The 13,501-nt window shown below is 70.1% G+C and carries 12 protein-coding genes and 1 riboswitch; of the genes, 6 read left to right on the top strand and 6 right to left on the bottom strand.

Going from position 1 to position 13,501, the window contains the following annotated elements:
- Positions 1–76 precede the first annotated feature (76 nt).
- A complete protein-coding gene (locus M8542_RS16165; RefSeq protein WP_257920970.1) occupies positions 77–1,087 on the top strand; it encodes a phosphatidylinositol-specific phospholipase C domain-containing protein in 1,011 nt (336 codons plus the stop codon).
- Here M8542_RS16165 and M8542_RS16160 read toward each other — a convergent pair.
- On the bottom strand, positions 1,084–2,007 hold the full coding sequence (locus M8542_RS16160; protein ID WP_257920969.1) for an NADP-dependent oxidoreductase: 924 nt from the start codon (positions 2,005–2,007) through the stop codon (positions 1,084–1,086). The two genes, M8542_RS16165 and M8542_RS16160, sit on opposite strands and share 4 nt — an antisense overlap.
- Positions 2,008–2,098: 91 nt before the next feature.
- Between M8542_RS16160 and M8542_RS16155 the strand changes: the two genes are divergently transcribed.
- Positions 2,099–2,494: a winged helix-turn-helix transcriptional regulator gene (locus M8542_RS16155; protein ID WP_257920968.1), complete on the top strand. Its 396-nt coding sequence runs from the start codon at positions 2,099–2,101 to the stop codon at positions 2,492–2,494.
- Between the two features lie 72 nt (positions 2,495–2,566).
- Positions 2,567–5,353: an ABC transporter substrate-binding protein gene (locus M8542_RS16150; protein WP_257920967.1), complete on the top strand. Its 2,787-nt coding sequence runs from the start codon at positions 2,567–2,569 to the stop codon at positions 5,351–5,353.
- Here the strand turns inward: M8542_RS16150 and M8542_RS16145 are convergent.
- From M8542_RS16145 to M8542_RS16130, 4 genes are all read right to left on the bottom strand, one after another.
- Positions 5,350–5,865, bottom strand: a complete 516-nt coding sequence (locus tag M8542_RS16145) for a hypothetical protein (protein ID WP_257920966.1) — start codon at positions 5,863–5,865, stop codon at positions 5,350–5,352. The two genes, M8542_RS16150 and M8542_RS16145, sit on opposite strands and share 4 nt — an antisense overlap.
- Positions 5,866–5,884: 19 nt before the next feature.
- Positions 5,885–6,682: a bifunctional hydroxymethylpyrimidine kinase/phosphomethylpyrimidine kinase gene (gene thiD, locus M8542_RS16140; protein WP_257920965.1), complete on the bottom strand. Its 798-nt coding sequence runs from the start codon at positions 6,680–6,682 to the stop codon at positions 5,885–5,887.
- On the bottom strand, positions 6,679–8,313 hold the full coding sequence (thiC, locus tag M8542_RS16135; RefSeq protein ID WP_276586518.1) for a phosphomethylpyrimidine synthase ThiC: 1,635 nt from the start codon (positions 8,311–8,313) through the stop codon (positions 6,679–6,681). The genes thiD and thiC overlap by 4 nt, the downstream gene beginning before the upstream one ends.
- A riboswitch (TPP riboswitch) is annotated at positions 8,307–8,428 on the bottom strand. It overlaps the preceding gene by 7 nt.
- A 38-nt stretch (positions 8,429–8,466) precedes the next feature.
- Positions 8,467–9,378 (bottom strand): S1C family serine protease, encoded by a 912-nt coding sequence (locus M8542_RS16130; RefSeq protein WP_257920964.1) that lies wholly within the window; start codon positions 9,376–9,378, stop codon positions 8,467–8,469.
- Positions 9,379–9,580: 202 nt separating this feature from the next.
- Here M8542_RS16130 and M8542_RS16125 point away from each other — a divergent pair, with 202 nt between their 5' ends.
- Positions 9,581–11,746 (top strand): glycoside hydrolase family 15 protein, encoded by a 2,166-nt coding sequence (locus tag M8542_RS16125; protein WP_257920963.1) that lies wholly within the window; start codon positions 9,581–9,583, stop codon positions 11,744–11,746.
- Positions 11,747–11,816: 70 nt separating this feature from the next.
- Here the strand turns inward: M8542_RS16125 and M8542_RS16120 are convergent, their stop codons facing one another.
- Positions 11,817–12,395, bottom strand: coding sequence for a peptide deformylase (locus tag M8542_RS16120; RefSeq protein WP_257920962.1), 579 nt, complete (start codon positions 12,393–12,395; stop codon positions 11,817–11,819).
- A 155-nt stretch (positions 12,396–12,550) separates the two neighbouring features.
- Between M8542_RS16120 and M8542_RS16115 the strand changes: the two genes are divergently transcribed.
- Positions 12,551–12,859 carry a DUF3263 domain-containing protein gene (locus M8542_RS16115; RefSeq protein ID WP_257920961.1) on the top strand — a complete coding sequence of 103 codons (309 nt, stop codon included), beginning with the start codon at positions 12,551–12,553 and terminating at the stop codon, positions 12,857–12,859.
- Positions 12,856–13,479 carry a LytR C-terminal domain-containing protein gene (locus M8542_RS16110; RefSeq protein WP_257920960.1) on the top strand — a complete coding sequence of 208 codons (624 nt, stop codon included), beginning with the start codon at positions 12,856–12,858 and terminating at the stop codon, positions 13,477–13,479. The genes M8542_RS16115 and M8542_RS16110 overlap by 4 nt, the downstream gene beginning before the upstream one ends.
- Positions 13,480–13,501: the final 22 nt, after the last annotated feature.

Below are 13,501 nucleotides of genomic sequence, written 5' to 3'. Positions count from 1 at the left end.
ATTAGCCTCTTTTGCTTCATCAACAGTCAACCACGATGAGACATTGTGAATGTTACTCACGTTCGAAGGAGCCTGGATGAAGCTCTTCTCGGTGGCACTCCTCACGGCCGCGCTCACGCTCTCCGGAGCGACCGCCGCCAACGCCGACAGTCCCAAGCTTTCCCACGTCACGACCGTCGGCGTGCACAACACGTACGACCCGGCGGCCTACGGCTACCTGGCCCAGGCGCTCGACGCCGGGTCGTCGCTGATCGAGCTGGACGTCTGGCCGGACTTCTTCACCCACGAGTGGAAGGTCAGCCACTCGAACCCGTTGGGGAACAACAACAACTGCGTCGCGGCGACGTCGGCGGCGCAGCTCTACACCGGTGGGAAGAACAAGAACCTCGAGTACTGCCTCGACGACATCCGGATCTGGCTGGCCGCGCACCCGGGCCACACGCCGATCACCCTCAAGCTGGAGATGAAGACCGGTTTCTCGGACAACACCGGCATGGGCCCGGACGAGCTGGACGCGACGTTCCGCGCGCACCTGGGCGGCGTCGCGTTCCGCCCGAGCGAGCTGCTCGGCGGCTACAGCACACTCGACGAGGCTTCGAAGGCCGACAACTGGCCGTCGGTCGACGCGTTGCGGGGCCGGGTGATCACCGAGATCATCCCGGGCACGGTGGAGGAGCAGAACCCGACCGACACGCTCAAGACCGACGTCGAGTACGCGCGGTACCTGGTCGGGCTCAAGAACGCCGGCAAGCTCGGCGACGCGAACATCTTCCCGACCGTGCACGGCGCGGCCGGCGGTGACCCGCGGGACAAGTACACCGCCGACCTCAAGCCGTGGTTCGTCGTGTTCGACGGCGACGCGAACGCGTGGGTCACGCAGACCGGGCCGTGGTGGTACGACGCCAACCACTACTACGTGGTGATGACCGACGGCCAGAACGTCGCGCCGGCCATCGACGCCCACAACCCGACGGTCGAGCAGGCCAACCAGCGCGTCGCCGACCTGGCGAAGCAGCACGCGTCGGTGGTCACCTCGGACTGGACCGGGCTCACCACGGTGCTGCCGCAGGTGCTCGCCCGCGGTTAGGGGATCAGCACGAGCTTTCCGGACACGCGCCCGGACTCACCCAGCTCGTGCGCCTTGGCGGCGTCCGCCAGCGGGAAGGTCTGCTCGACGCGGACCTTCAGCTGACCGGCCTCGATCAGCTCGACGAGGCCGGTCAGCCCGCCGCGGTCCGGCTCGACGAGGATCCGCTCGGTGCGTACTTTCCTCGCCTCGGCGGCCTTTTCGACCCGGTCGGCGACCCCGCTGGGGACACCGATCAGCAGCCCGCCTTCCTTGATCGCGGGCAACCAGCGCAGGTCGCTCTCCTCGCCGACCAGTCCGAAGTAGACGTCCACATCGGACGTTCGCGCCTCGGTGTCGTGGTAGTCGATCGGCTCGTCGACGCCGAGTTCGCGCAGGAAATCGTGCTTGCCCGCGCTCGCCGTGCCGATCACGTGCGCACCGCGTGCCTTGGCGATCTGGACGGCCAGGTGGCCGACGCCGCCCGCGGCCGCGTCGACGAAGACGCGCTGTCCTTCGTGGACATCGGCGACGTCGACAAGTCCTTGCCACGCCGTCAGTCCGGCCAGGGGGAGTGCGGCGGCTTCGGCGAACGAGAGCCCGGCCGGCTTGCGGACGAAGTGCCGCGAGGGCGCGGTGACGTACTCCGCGTAGGCGTTGCCCGGGCGCGGGAACCACGGCATGCCGAGGACTTCGTCGCCCTCCCGGACGCCGGTGGCGCCGAAGCCCACCTGCTCGACGACGCCGGCGACGTCCCAGCCGACGGTGAACGGCGGCTCGCCGAGGAACCCGCCGCCGGCCCGCACCTTCCAGTCGACGGGGTTGACGCCGGCGGCGTGCACCCGCACCAGGACCTCCGTCGGCCCGGGTTCCGGGCGCGATGCCTCGGTGACGCGGAGCACCTCCGGCCCGCCGAGCGTCTCCTGGGTCACGATGCGCATTGCTCCACTCCTTCGTATCGGGGTCGGTCCCTATACTCGGATCGTTCGTCACTTTTCGCTAGAAGGCACTTCGAAGTGAAGTAGGTACCTGATGGAAACCACCTGTGACCAGGACGGACCCTGGGACGTCTACCTCCGGAGCTGTCCCTGCCGCGATGTGCTGGACCTGCTGGCCAACAAGTGGACGGCGTTGATGCTGGGCGCGCTGGCCCGCGGCCCGCACCGCTTCGGCGAGCTGCGCCGCGCGGTCGACGGCATCAGCCAGAAGATGCTGACGCAGAACCTGCGCCAGCTGGAGCGCGACGGCTTCCTGACGCGCACGGTGTACCCGACGACCCCGCCGACGGTGGAGTACGCGCTGACGGACATGGGTGCGGAGGTCGGCGCGCACCTGGTCGCGCTCAGCGCGTGGTCCCAGGCGAACTTCGACCGCATCCGGACCGCGCGCGAGGACTACGACGGCCGGGAGCTGCAGCCGGTCCGTTAGCCCGCCCGATTCGGGGAAAATGCGGGTAAATTTGCGGAACCGGTTCCACCGGAAATGTGGGATTCTGTTCCGATGGGGAGAACGGGACCGCTCGGCTTTCTCGGCGCCGACGTGCTGGTGAAACTGCTCGGCGCATTGTGCTTGCGGCCACGGCTCGGCGACCGGCCGCGCAAGCTAGACGAACAGTGCGAGTGGACCGATTACCAGGACGAACGCTCGGAACGGCGTGGCCTGCCGATGGTCTGCCTGGTCCGGCCGCCGGAAAGCGCGGACGTCCTGGCGGCGGTCGCGGACCGGCTGCGGACCGCGAAACCGCAGGGCAGCATCCGGCACGCCCGCCCCGGGCTCACCGAGCACGAAGGCCGCGACGAAGCCGGACCGGCGACCGCCGACTCCGTCACCGTCGTCCGGGACATCCTGCGCGAGGCGCGGAAAGAACTCGGCGACAGCGCGACGGCGCGCACCAGCCGGGTGCCGTTCCCGCTGTTCGACCTCGTCTACTGGCTGATGCTGCAGGACTACGACGGCCGCGACGACCCCGACGGCGTGCTGCGCCGCGCCATCCGGCGGATCAGCCTCGCCGAGCGGTTCAGCTCCTCGGCCGAGGACGCCGTCAAGCAGCTGCCCGAGAACCAGGGCATCTGGAAGGTCTTCTCCCTGCTCGTGCGCGGGCTGACCCTGCTGACCTTCCGGGTCGCGGTCACCGGGCGGGTGCCGGTGCTGTCCGGCCGGTACCGCTGGTTCCTGCGGCAGCCCCACCTGGCCCCGGAGATGTCCGGCAGTTTCGTCCGGTTCGCCCGGCGGCTCACCGAGGGGCAGTGGCAGGAGGAGGCGCCTGAGTACGTCTGCCGCCTGCTGCTCAACGCCTTCCTCGAAGACCTGCGTCGCGCCTACCGGCTGCGGCCGTGGCGGGTGTGGCGGCGGCGCCGGATGACCTACCCGGTGCTGCTGCTCGACGAGGTGAGCGTCGGCAACGGCGGCTACCGGCTGCTGGAGCTGGTCAACTCCGTCCGCAACCAGGTCGGGCGGTTCGACCCGCTGCTGGTGGTCAGCGCGAGCCCCGCGCCGCCGCCGGACGCCGAGCCGACGTCGCGCCGCCCGCAGTTCCAGGCCGAGCAGGCGCGGGCCGCGTACGTGGCCTGGCAGAACCAGCTCGAGCGCGACCGGCGGGAGCGCCGGCCGACCGCCTGGTACCTGCCGATCGGCGTCCGCCCGCCGTCCGCCGCCGACGAGCCGCGCGTGCAGCAGATGCTGGACACCCTCGGCGGCGACTACCGGTTCCGCGGGCAGGTCCGGCCGCCGTGGTGGGCGAGCCGGTGGACGCGGATCGGCGTCCCGGTCGTGGTCGTGGCGCTGGTGGCCGCGTTCGTCGCCTACCGGAGCCACGACGTCTACGCCGCGCGGTGCGGCTCCGACAACCCGTGGCTGACCTGGACGGGCACCGAGTGCGTGGGCACCACGGACGGCGCCCAGGACGTCTTCCAGCCGTCGGACGCGACGATCCGGCAGGTCGAAGCGGTCGTGCTGGACCAGAACCACCGAGCGGAGCAGCTGCACCGGGACCACCCGGAACGGCCGTACATCACGCTGGTCGTGCTGGAGGCGCTGACGTCGTCCAACAACCTCGCCGAGGGGCTGACCAGCGAGCGCGAGTCCCTGGAGGGGTTCGCGGTCGCCCAGCTGCGGCAGCTGAACGCGCCGGGTTCGGCCGACCCGATCGTCCGGCTGCTCATCGCCAACGCGGGGCGCAACATGCGTGAGGGCGTGCGGGTGGCGAACCAGCTGCGGCAGCAGGCCGAGCAGGACAGCAGCATCGTCGGGGTGGTCGGGCTGGACATGAGCAGCACGCCGACCCAGCAGACCATCGCCGCGCTGACCAACGCCGGGCTGCCGATGGTCGCTTCGACGCTGTCGGCGGACCCGCTCGCCGACCTGAACCCGATGTACTTCCAGGTGACGCCGCAGAACCGGCGGGAAGCCGCGGTAGCCGCGGGCTTCGCCACCCAGCTGCCGGGCCCGCGGGTGGTGCGCGTCTACTACTCCGACGACGACGCCGACGTCTACAGCACCAACCTGCGCGACGACGTCGTGAAGTCGTTCCAGGACCAGGGTTTCCAGGTCGAAGCGCGGGCGTTCACCCCGGACGGCGGCCTCGGCGGCCCGGCTTCGCACCCGCGCTACGGCGAGACGCTGCTGGGCAACGCGGGTGCGGCGGGCCGCGACACGTGCTCGTACGAGGGGATCGCGTTCTTCGCCGGCCGGGGCGTGCCGGACTTCGGCCAGTTCCTCAGCAGCGCCGCGCAGTGCGGCAGCCGGGCCACGGTGATCGGCGACGACGACGTCACCCGGTTCGTCGCCGACCAGGGCGAACGCCAGCGCAACCGCGCGCTGCCCTACTACTACCTGTCGTTCGCCACCTCGCCGGTGACCGAGCCGAAGGGCGCGGCGCTGGACTTCTACACGACGTTGGACCAGACGCTGTTCCCGTTCGAGCAGACTCCGGAGGGCCGGTCGTACGACGGGCACGCCGCCCTGGCCTACGACGCGGCGCAGGTGATGATCGTCGCGGCCGCCTACCTGCGGGAGACCGCGGCCGAGATCCCGGTGACGCCCGGCGCGATCTGGCGCGAGATCACCGCCATCCACACGTCCCGCCCGGGAGCCAAGCAGGTCAACAAGTTCCTCGAAGGCGTCACCGGCACCATCGACTACGGCGGTGACATCGGCCGCAACGTGCCGCAGAACAAGCCGGTCGCGGTGATGGGCGTGGCGGGCGGCGAAGTCGACAAGTCCGTGCACGGCTTCTGCGGGGCCGCCGACGGCCCGGTTTCCGACACCTGGTGCCCGCCGGACTCCTAGCCGTGCTCCCACCAGTGCGGCTGGTCGGTGTCGGGGGCGTCCGGCAGCGGGAAGTGGAACGGGACGCCGAGCCGCTCGGCGAGGGCCCGGCCCTTCCGCATCGCTTCGTCGCGCACCGGCTCGGTCCGGGCCACGTGCGGGAAGAAGCGGCCCAGGGCGACCAGGTGGAACCGCGGCTGCGCCACGACGACGCACAGTTCCGTGTGCCAGCCTCGGGAATCGCCGTCCCAGGTGATCTCGACGGCGACGGCGTCCAGGCCCCGCTCGGCGAGGTCGGCGAGCATCCCGTCCACGGTCTGCTCCGGCGGTGGCTTCAGCAGCCCGCGTTCGTGGAGGACCGAGGTGCGGTACCCGACCAGTCCCTTGCCGTCGTTGATGCCCGGCGTCGGCGTGATTCCGGACTTCTCGCGCAGCGCCATGATCGCGCGCACGAAGTGACCTTCGACGAGCCACGCGTCGATCTCGTCGTGCAGCTCGCCGGGCAGGGCCGCCCACAGCTCCTCGGGTTCCACGGGCCCAGTCTGGCAGGCGCTACCGGTCCAGCACCCAGAACGGCGAAACCGGGCCGACCCCGGCGCCCAGCGAGTACCCCTCCGCGACACAGCGCTCGATGAACTTCTTCCCGGCCGCCACCGCGTCCGGGATCGAGGCGCCCTTCGCCAGCGACGACGTGATCGCCGACGCCATCGTGTCGCCGCCGCCGTGGGTGTTCTCCGTCTCGTATCGCGGGCCGCTCAGCTCGCGGTACTCGCGGCCGTCCGTCAGGAGGTCGACGCACTCCGGCGTGCCCACCAGGTGGCCACCCTTCACTAGCACCCACCGCGAACCGAACTCCAGCAGCGCCTCGGCCGCCGAGCGCTGGGAAGCCGCGTCGACGACGGAAATCCCGGTCAGCAGGCGGACTTCGTCCAGGTTCGGCGTGATCAGCGTCGCGCGGGGGAACAGCTCCGTGCGGATCGCTTCCAGGGCGTCCTCGCGCAGCAGCGCGTGCCCGGTCATCGACGCCGCCACCGGGTCGACCACCAGCGAGCCGACCTCGACCTCGTCCAGCGTCTTGGCCACCGCGCGGATGATCTCCGCCGTGGCGAGCATGCCGGTCTTCGCCGCGTTGACGCCCATGTCGGACGCCACCGCCTTGATCTGCGCGGTGACGACGTCGGCCGGGATCTCGGTGAACCCCTGCACGCCAAGGGAGTTCTGGACGGTGACCGCGGTCAGCGCGACCAGCCCGTGCACCCCGTGCGCGAAGAACGTCCGCAGGTCCGCCTGGATGCCCGCACCACCGCCGGAGTCGGACCCGGCGATGGTGAGGGCGGTGGGCGGTGTCACGGCTGCACCACGGGCAGGTAGACCTTGCCGCCGGACTCGGTGAACTCCGCGGACTTCGAGGCCATGCCGGCCTCGATCGCCTCCACAGTGGACAGACCGTGTTCCTCGGCGTACTTGCGGACGTCCTGCGTGATCCGCATCGAGCAGAACTTCGGGCCGCACATCGAGCAGAAGTGCGCGGTCTTGGCCGGCTCGGCGGGCAGCGTCTCGTCGTGGAACGACCGCGCGGTGTCCGGGTCCAGCGAGAGGTTGAACTGGTCGTTCCAGCGGAACTCGAAGCGGGCCTTCGACAGCTCGTCGTCCCACTCCTGCGCGTACTGGTGCCCCTTGGCCAGGTCCGCGGCGTGCGCGGCGATCTTGTACGTGATCACGCCGGTCTTGACGTCGTCGCGGTTCGGCAGGCCGAGGTGCTCCTTCGGCGTGACGTAGCACAGCATCGCCGTGCCGTACCAGCCGATCTGCGCCGCGCCGATGGCCGAGGTGATGTGGTCGTACGCCGGTGCGATGTCCGTCGCGAGTGGACCGAGGGTGTAGAACGGTGCCTCGCCGCAGAGCTTTTCCTCCAGCTCGACGTTCTCCTTGATCTTGTGCATCGGCACGTGGCCGGGGCCCTCGATCATCACCTGGACGTCGTGCGAGCGCGCGAGGTGCGTCAGCTCGCCCAGGGTTTCCAGCTCGGCGAACTGGGCGCGGTCGTTGGCGTCGGCGATCGAGCCGGGACGCAGGCCGTCGCCCAGGGAGAACGTGACGTCGTACTGCCGGAGGATCTCGCAGAGCTCCTCGAAGTGGGTGTACAAAAAGGACTCTTGGTGGTGCGCCAGGCACCACGCGGCCATGATCGACCCGCCGCGGCTGACGATCCCGGTGACGCGTCGCGCGGTCAGCGGGATGTAGCGCAGCAGCACGCCGGCGTGCACGGTGACGTAGTCGACGCCCTGCTCGCACTGCTCGATGATCGTGTCGCGGTAGATCTCCCACGACAGCTTTTCCGGTTCGCCGTCGACCTTTTCCAGCGCCTGGTAGATCGGCACGGTGCCGACCGGGACCGGCGAGTTGCGGATGATCCACTCTCGGGTCTCGTGGATCCGCTTGCCGGTGGAGAGATCCATGATCGTGTCGGCGCCCCAGCGGGTCGCCCACACCATCTTGTCGACCTCTTCCTCGACCGACGACCAGACGGCCGAGTTCCCCATGTTGGCGTTGATCTTCACCAGGAAGTTCTTGCCGATGATCATCGGCTCGGACTCGGGGTGCCTGCGGTTGACCGGGATCACCGCGCGGCCGCTGGCGACTTCGGCGCGCACGAACTCCGCGGAAACCCGTTCGCGGGCGGCGATGTACTCCATCTCCCGGGTGATCACGCCCTGTTTCGCCCAGCCGAGCTGGGTGTTGTGCTCGCGGCCGTCGGCCCAGCCGGCCCGCAGCCGGTGGAGTCCACTGTGGACATCAATCGTCGCTTCGGGGTCGGTGTACGGACCCGAAGTGTCGTAGACGTCGAAGTGCTCACCGTTCGAGAGGTCGATCCGGCGCGCGGGAACCCGCAGTCCGGATTCGGTCTGGTGATAGACCTTGTGCGAGCCCGTGATCGGGCCGGTTGTTACGGAGACGTCCTTATTTTCGAGCGTCGTCAACGACTTTCACTCCCTACGCCGGCATTACCCGGTCAGGTTCATGCGGTCGGTGACGCCTGCGAAACGCAAGTCACCCTCTCAGCCCGCCATGGCGCGAGCTCCCGCGTTGGTGTTGTGCCACCGACCATGCCACGCCGGAGCGCGATACTCAAGTCACCCGACCAACTCGGCCGGAGTGGCGTACACGTCGACCATGGCTCCGTTGCGCAGCACGGTGATCGGCAGTGCGGTGCCGATCACTTCCGCGAACAGCTGCCGCTGGATGCCTTGCGCGTCCGAAACACGCGTGCGCCCGACGGTCAGGACGAGGTCGCCCGCCTTGAGACCGGCGCGGTCCGCGGGGCCGCCGGCGACGACCTCGTGCACCCGCAGGCCCGCGCTCTGCCCGGTGCGCCCGGCGATGTCGTCGGGCAGCGGCGCGGGCACGCCGACGACGCCCAGGTACGCGCGCCGCACCCGGCCCTCGACGGCGAGCGTGTCGATGATCCGCCGGGTCGTCGCGTTGATCGGCACGGCGAGCCCGAGCCCGTACCCGGCGACGGCGGTGTTGACGCCGACGACCCGGCCGGCGGAGTCGGCGAGCGCGCCGCCGGAGTTGCCGGGGTTGAGCGCGGCGTCGGTCTGGATGACGTCCTCGATCACCCGGGTCGTGCGCCCTTGCCGGACCGGCAGCGCCCGGCCGAGCGCGCTGACGACGCCGGCGGTGACGGTGCCGGAGAACCCGAGCGGGCTGCCGATGGCCACGACGAGCTGGCCGACGACGAGCTGGTCGGCGTCGCCGAGGACCGCCGCGGACGGCGTCTCGCCGCGGGCCCGCAGCACGGCGAGATCGGACAGCGGATCGGCGCCGACGACGTCGAAGCGCACTTCACTGCCGTCGGCGAAGGTCGCGACGCCTTTTTGATGCCCGTCGACGACGTGGGCGTTGGTGAGCAGGAGGCCGTCTTCGGCGAAGACCACGGCCGAGCCGCTGCCCCGCGCGAGCTGTACCCCGGCGACGTGCGGGGTGACGGTCTTCGCGACCGTGCTGACCGCGCGGGAGTAGGCGTCCATCGCGTCTTCCATGAGGGCACCTCGATTACACCGTTGCAGGTACTACAAGCATGCGCTCGGACGGCGGCGATGTGGGTTCGCTTTCCGTGAACCGCCGACCGGACCAGTGACGGTCAGTGGTTCACCGGATCAGCCCATGCGCCGGTGAAGATTCGGCGGCAGACTCCCAAGGCGCTTCTGTAACGGTGCAGAAGCGATCTTCTGTGGGGTTGATATGCGCAAACTCATGTTCGGCGCCCTCGCCGGGCTGCTGGTCACCGGCCTGATCCCGGGGATCGCGGCGGCCCAGGGCGAGGCGCCCGGCGCCCCGGGCACCCATCCCAGCTGGCTGCCCGCGAACAAGACCGGCTTCGGCACCGCCCACAACCGGACGAGCAACGTCTGGTTCACCCTCCAGGGCGGGCAGATGTCCGAGGTCTACTACCCGGACCTCTCGACGCCGAGCGTCCGGTCGATGAACTTCGTCGTCACCGACGGCCGCAGCTTCGCGACGCTCGACTACGCGGCGAAGTCCCAGCAGGTCCGCCGCACCGACGACGACAGCCTGACCTACGAGCAGACCATCACCGACGACCAGCACCGCTGGCGCCTCCGCAAGACCTACGTCACCGACCCGGCCGCCACGACGGTGCTGGTGGACGTCGACTTCCAGTCGCTCACCGGGCGGCCCTACCAGCTCTTCGCGGTCGCCGACCCGGACCTGACCAACGACGGCTCCGACGACTCGGCCGCGCGCAAGGGCGACGCCGTCACCGCGCAGGACACGACGAACGCCGCCGCGCTCACCGCGAAACCCGCTTTCGTCAAGACGAGCGTCGGCTACGCGGGCAACTCCGACGGCACCGCGCAGCTCATGACCACCTTCAAGCTGAAGACCTACGACACCGCCGCCAAGGGCAACGTCGTGCTCACCGGGCAGACGACCGCCGACGGACTCCGGAACCGGCACGTCACCGTCGCCCTCGGCATGGGCGCGAAGGCCGGTGACGCGCTCGGCAGCGCGCAGGCGTCACAGCGACGCGGAGTCCGCGACATCACCCGCGCGTACGACCGCGGGTGGGCGGAGTACCTGCGCGGGGTGAGCAAGCCGCCGTCGTCGCTGAAGACCGACGCCGAGCGTGACCTCTACAAGGCGTCGATGCTGACGCTCGCCGCGAGCGAGGACAAGCACCACCCCGGCGCCTTCATCGCGTCGCCGAGCATGCCGTGGCGGTTCGGGAACAACGACCCGGAGTGGTCGCCGTCCGGCACCTACCACCTGGTCTGGCCGCGGGACCTCTACCAGATCGCCACCGGCCTGGCCGCGGGCGGCGACAAGGCGGCCGCCAACCGGTCCGTGTCCTACATGTTCGGCACGCAGCAGCAGCCCGACGGGCACATGCCGCAGAACAGCCGGGTCGACGGCGTGCCGTACTGGACGTCGATCCAGCTCGACGAAACCGCTTTCCCGATCGTGCTGGCCCAGCAGCTCGGGCGCACCGACCTGTGGCCCGGCGTTCGCAAAGCCGCGGACTTCATCCTCGGTTACCGGGGGCCGGACGGGCAGGCTTCGCCGTACACCCAGCAGGAGCGCTGGGAGGAGCAGGACGGCTGGTCCCCGTCGACCATCGCGTCGGTGATCGCCGGGCTCGTCTGCGCCGCGGACATCGCGTCGCACAGCGGCGCCCCCGCGGACGCCGCCCGGTACCTCGCGGCGGCCGACAAGATGAAGGCCGACCTGCCGAAGCAGACGATCACCACGAACGGGCCGCTGTCGAAGGACCCGTACTTCGTCCGCCTCACGAAGGACGCCAACGCGAACGCCGGCACGAAGTACAACCTCGGCAACTCGAGCGTGACGATGGACCAGCGCGCGGTCACCGACGCGGGCTTCCTCGACCTGGTCCGGCTCGGCGTCTACCGGGCGGACGACCCGGTGATCCGCAACAGCATCGCGGTGACCGACAAGGACATCGCGTTCACCACGCCGACCGGGCAGTTCTGGCACCGCTACACGAAGGACGGCTACGGCGAGCAGGCCGACGGCGCGCCGTGGGACTACACGTTCCCGGCGGAGAGCCGCACGACGTTCGGCCGGCTGTGGCCGCTGCTGGCCGGCGAGCGCGGCGAGTACGAGCTGACGCTGGGCGACCGGTCGTCGGCCGCGCGGCGGCTGCGGGACATGGGCCGGGTGAGCAGCTCGGCGGAGACCATGCCGGAGCAGGTGTGGGACGAGAACCCGCCGTCGGGCCAGACCGGCTTCCCGGCCGGTACGCCGAACGCGTCGGCGACCCCGCTGGCCTGGACGCACGCCCAGTACGTCCGGCTCGCGCAGGACGTCAAGGCGGGCTCGACCCTCGAAACGCCCCGCGTCGTCCGGTGCCACTTCCTCGGCTGCTGAGGTCTGCCGCGGCTTGTCGTGAGTGTTTAGGGCGGTTCTAACCGCCCTAAACACTCACGACCGGGTTGGGTCAGATGACGGCGCCGTCGTCCTCGGGGGTGCGGGGCGGGAGCCAGGAGTTGCCCGGGACGCCCCACTTGTTCGACTTCAGCATCTTCTTCGCCGCGCGCGCGTGGCGGCCGACCAGGCGGTCCAGGTAGATGTACCCGTCCAGGTGGTCGGTCTCGTGCTGCAGGCAGCGCGCGAAGTAGCCGGTGCCCTCGACCTCGATCGGGTTGCCCTCGACGTCGGAGCCGGTCACCTTCGCCCACTTCGCGCGGCCCGTCGGGTACGACTCGCCGGGCGCTGAGAGGCAGCCCTCCCAGTCGTCGTCCGGGTCCGGCATGGTCTCCGGGATCTCCGACGTCTCGAGCTTCGGGTTGACCACGACGCCCTTGTGCCGCACGCCTTCGTCGTCCGGGCAGTCGTAGACGAACACCCGCAGGCCGAGGCCGATCTGGTTGGCCGCGAGGCCGACTCCTTCGGCGGCGTACATCGTCTCGAACATGTCGTCGACGAGCGTGCTCAGCTCCGCGTCGAACTCGGTGATCTCCCGAGTCGGCTGGTGCAGCACGGGTTCGCCGGCGATCACGATGGGGTGGATGGTCACGACCACGCAGTTTAGTCGGACCCCTCTGGTAGACCTGCATCAGACCGTGACGCGCCGACGCGGATGCCCACGTCGGCGTGCGCTTCCGTGGTTGAATGGCGCCCGCGGAAGAGCTAGGTCTGATTCGCCATGACGCCCGATTGAGAGGGACTCGGATGGACGCCGCGGAGTCGATGGCTGGTCCGCAGCCGTCGCCGCCGAAGCCCGTGCCCGGCCTGACCGAACGCGAGGTCGAGATCCTCGCCTTCGAGCGCCAGTGGTGGCGACACGCCGGGGCGAAGGAGAACGCCATCCGCGAGCGCTTCGATCTGTCCGCCACGCGCTACTACCAGCTGCTCAACAAGCTGCTGGAGAAGCCGGAGGCGATCGAAGCCGACCCGATGCTGGTGAAGCGGCTGCAGAAGACGCGTGCCGCCCGCCAGCGCAAGCGTGGCGCCCGGCGACTGGGGATCGAGCTGAAATGAGCGTGTTTTCGGGTATGTCCCGGCCGATGAAGGCCGCGGGCGTCGCCCTGATCGGCGTGGCGATCATCGCCGCGGTCGTCGGCGGCATCTCCGCGCTGAGCGGCGACGGATCCAACGAAGCCGGCCCGAGCGGCACATCGTCGACGCCGCCGGGCACCTCCGGCGGAACATCGGCGCCGCCGACGAGCCCGTCTTCGCCGCCGCCGTCGTCGTCCACCACGAATCCGACGTCGCCCACCCCGCCGTCGCCGACCAGCCCGGCGCCTGGCCAGCCGACGCAGGGGCAGCCGGGCCAGCCCGGTGACCAGCAGGCGTCCAACAAGTGGGTGACCGTCCGGGTCTTCAACAACTCGACGATCAAGGGTCTGGCCGACCGCGCGGCGGAGGACTTCCGCGGTGGTGGCTGGAACGTCAACGAGATCAGCAACTACTCCCAGGGCATCATCCCGACGACCACGGCGTTCTACCGCCCGGGCACCGACGAGGAAGCCGCCGCCAAGCAGCTCGCCCAGGAGTTCGGCATCAAGGCCGAGCCGCGCTTCCCGGGCATCGAGAGCGCGAGCCCCGGCGTGATAGTGATCGTGACGAAGGAATACCAGTCCGGCCACAAGGGCAGCTGAGCGAAGGGGCCGTGGCCCCTTC

Origin of the sequence: Amycolatopsis iheyensis, from assembly GCF_024703995.1 — a bacterium.
GTDB classification, from domain to species: domain Bacteria; phylum Actinomycetota; class Actinomycetes; order Mycobacteriales; family Pseudonocardiaceae; genus Amycolatopsis; species Amycolatopsis iheyensis.
Note: the sequence above shows the minus strand (reverse complement) of the source record. Positions and strands in the feature narration are given on the sequence as shown.

Coding starts and splice junctions, on each gene's coding strand:
- M8542_RS16165 (WP_257920970.1), top strand. CDS start 77: ATGAAGCTCTTCTCGGTGGCACTCCTCACGGCCGCGCTCACGCTCTCC.
- M8542_RS16160 (WP_257920969.1), bottom strand. CDS start 2,007: ATGCGCATCGTGACCCAGGAGACGCTCGGCGGGCCGGAGGTGCTCCGC.
- M8542_RS16155 (WP_257920968.1), top strand. CDS start 2,099: ATGGAAACCACCTGTGACCAGGACGGACCCTGGGACGTCTACCTCCGG.
- M8542_RS16150 (WP_257920967.1), top strand. CDS start 2,567: ATGGGGAGAACGGGACCGCTCGGCTTTCTCGGCGCCGACGTGCTGGTG.
- M8542_RS16130 (WP_257920964.1), bottom strand. CDS start 9,378: ATGGAAGACGCGATGGACGCCTACTCCCGCGCGGTCAGCACGGTCGCG.
- M8542_RS16125 (WP_257920963.1), top strand. CDS start 9,581: ATGCGCAAACTCATGTTCGGCGCCCTCGCCGGGCTGCTGGTCACCGGC.
- M8542_RS16115 (WP_257920961.1), top strand. CDS start 12,551: ATGGACGCCGCGGAGTCGATGGCTGGTCCGCAGCCGTCGCCGCCGAAG.
- M8542_RS16110 (WP_257920960.1), top strand. CDS start 12,856: ATGAGCGTGTTTTCGGGTATGTCCCGGCCGATGAAGGCCGCGGGCGTC.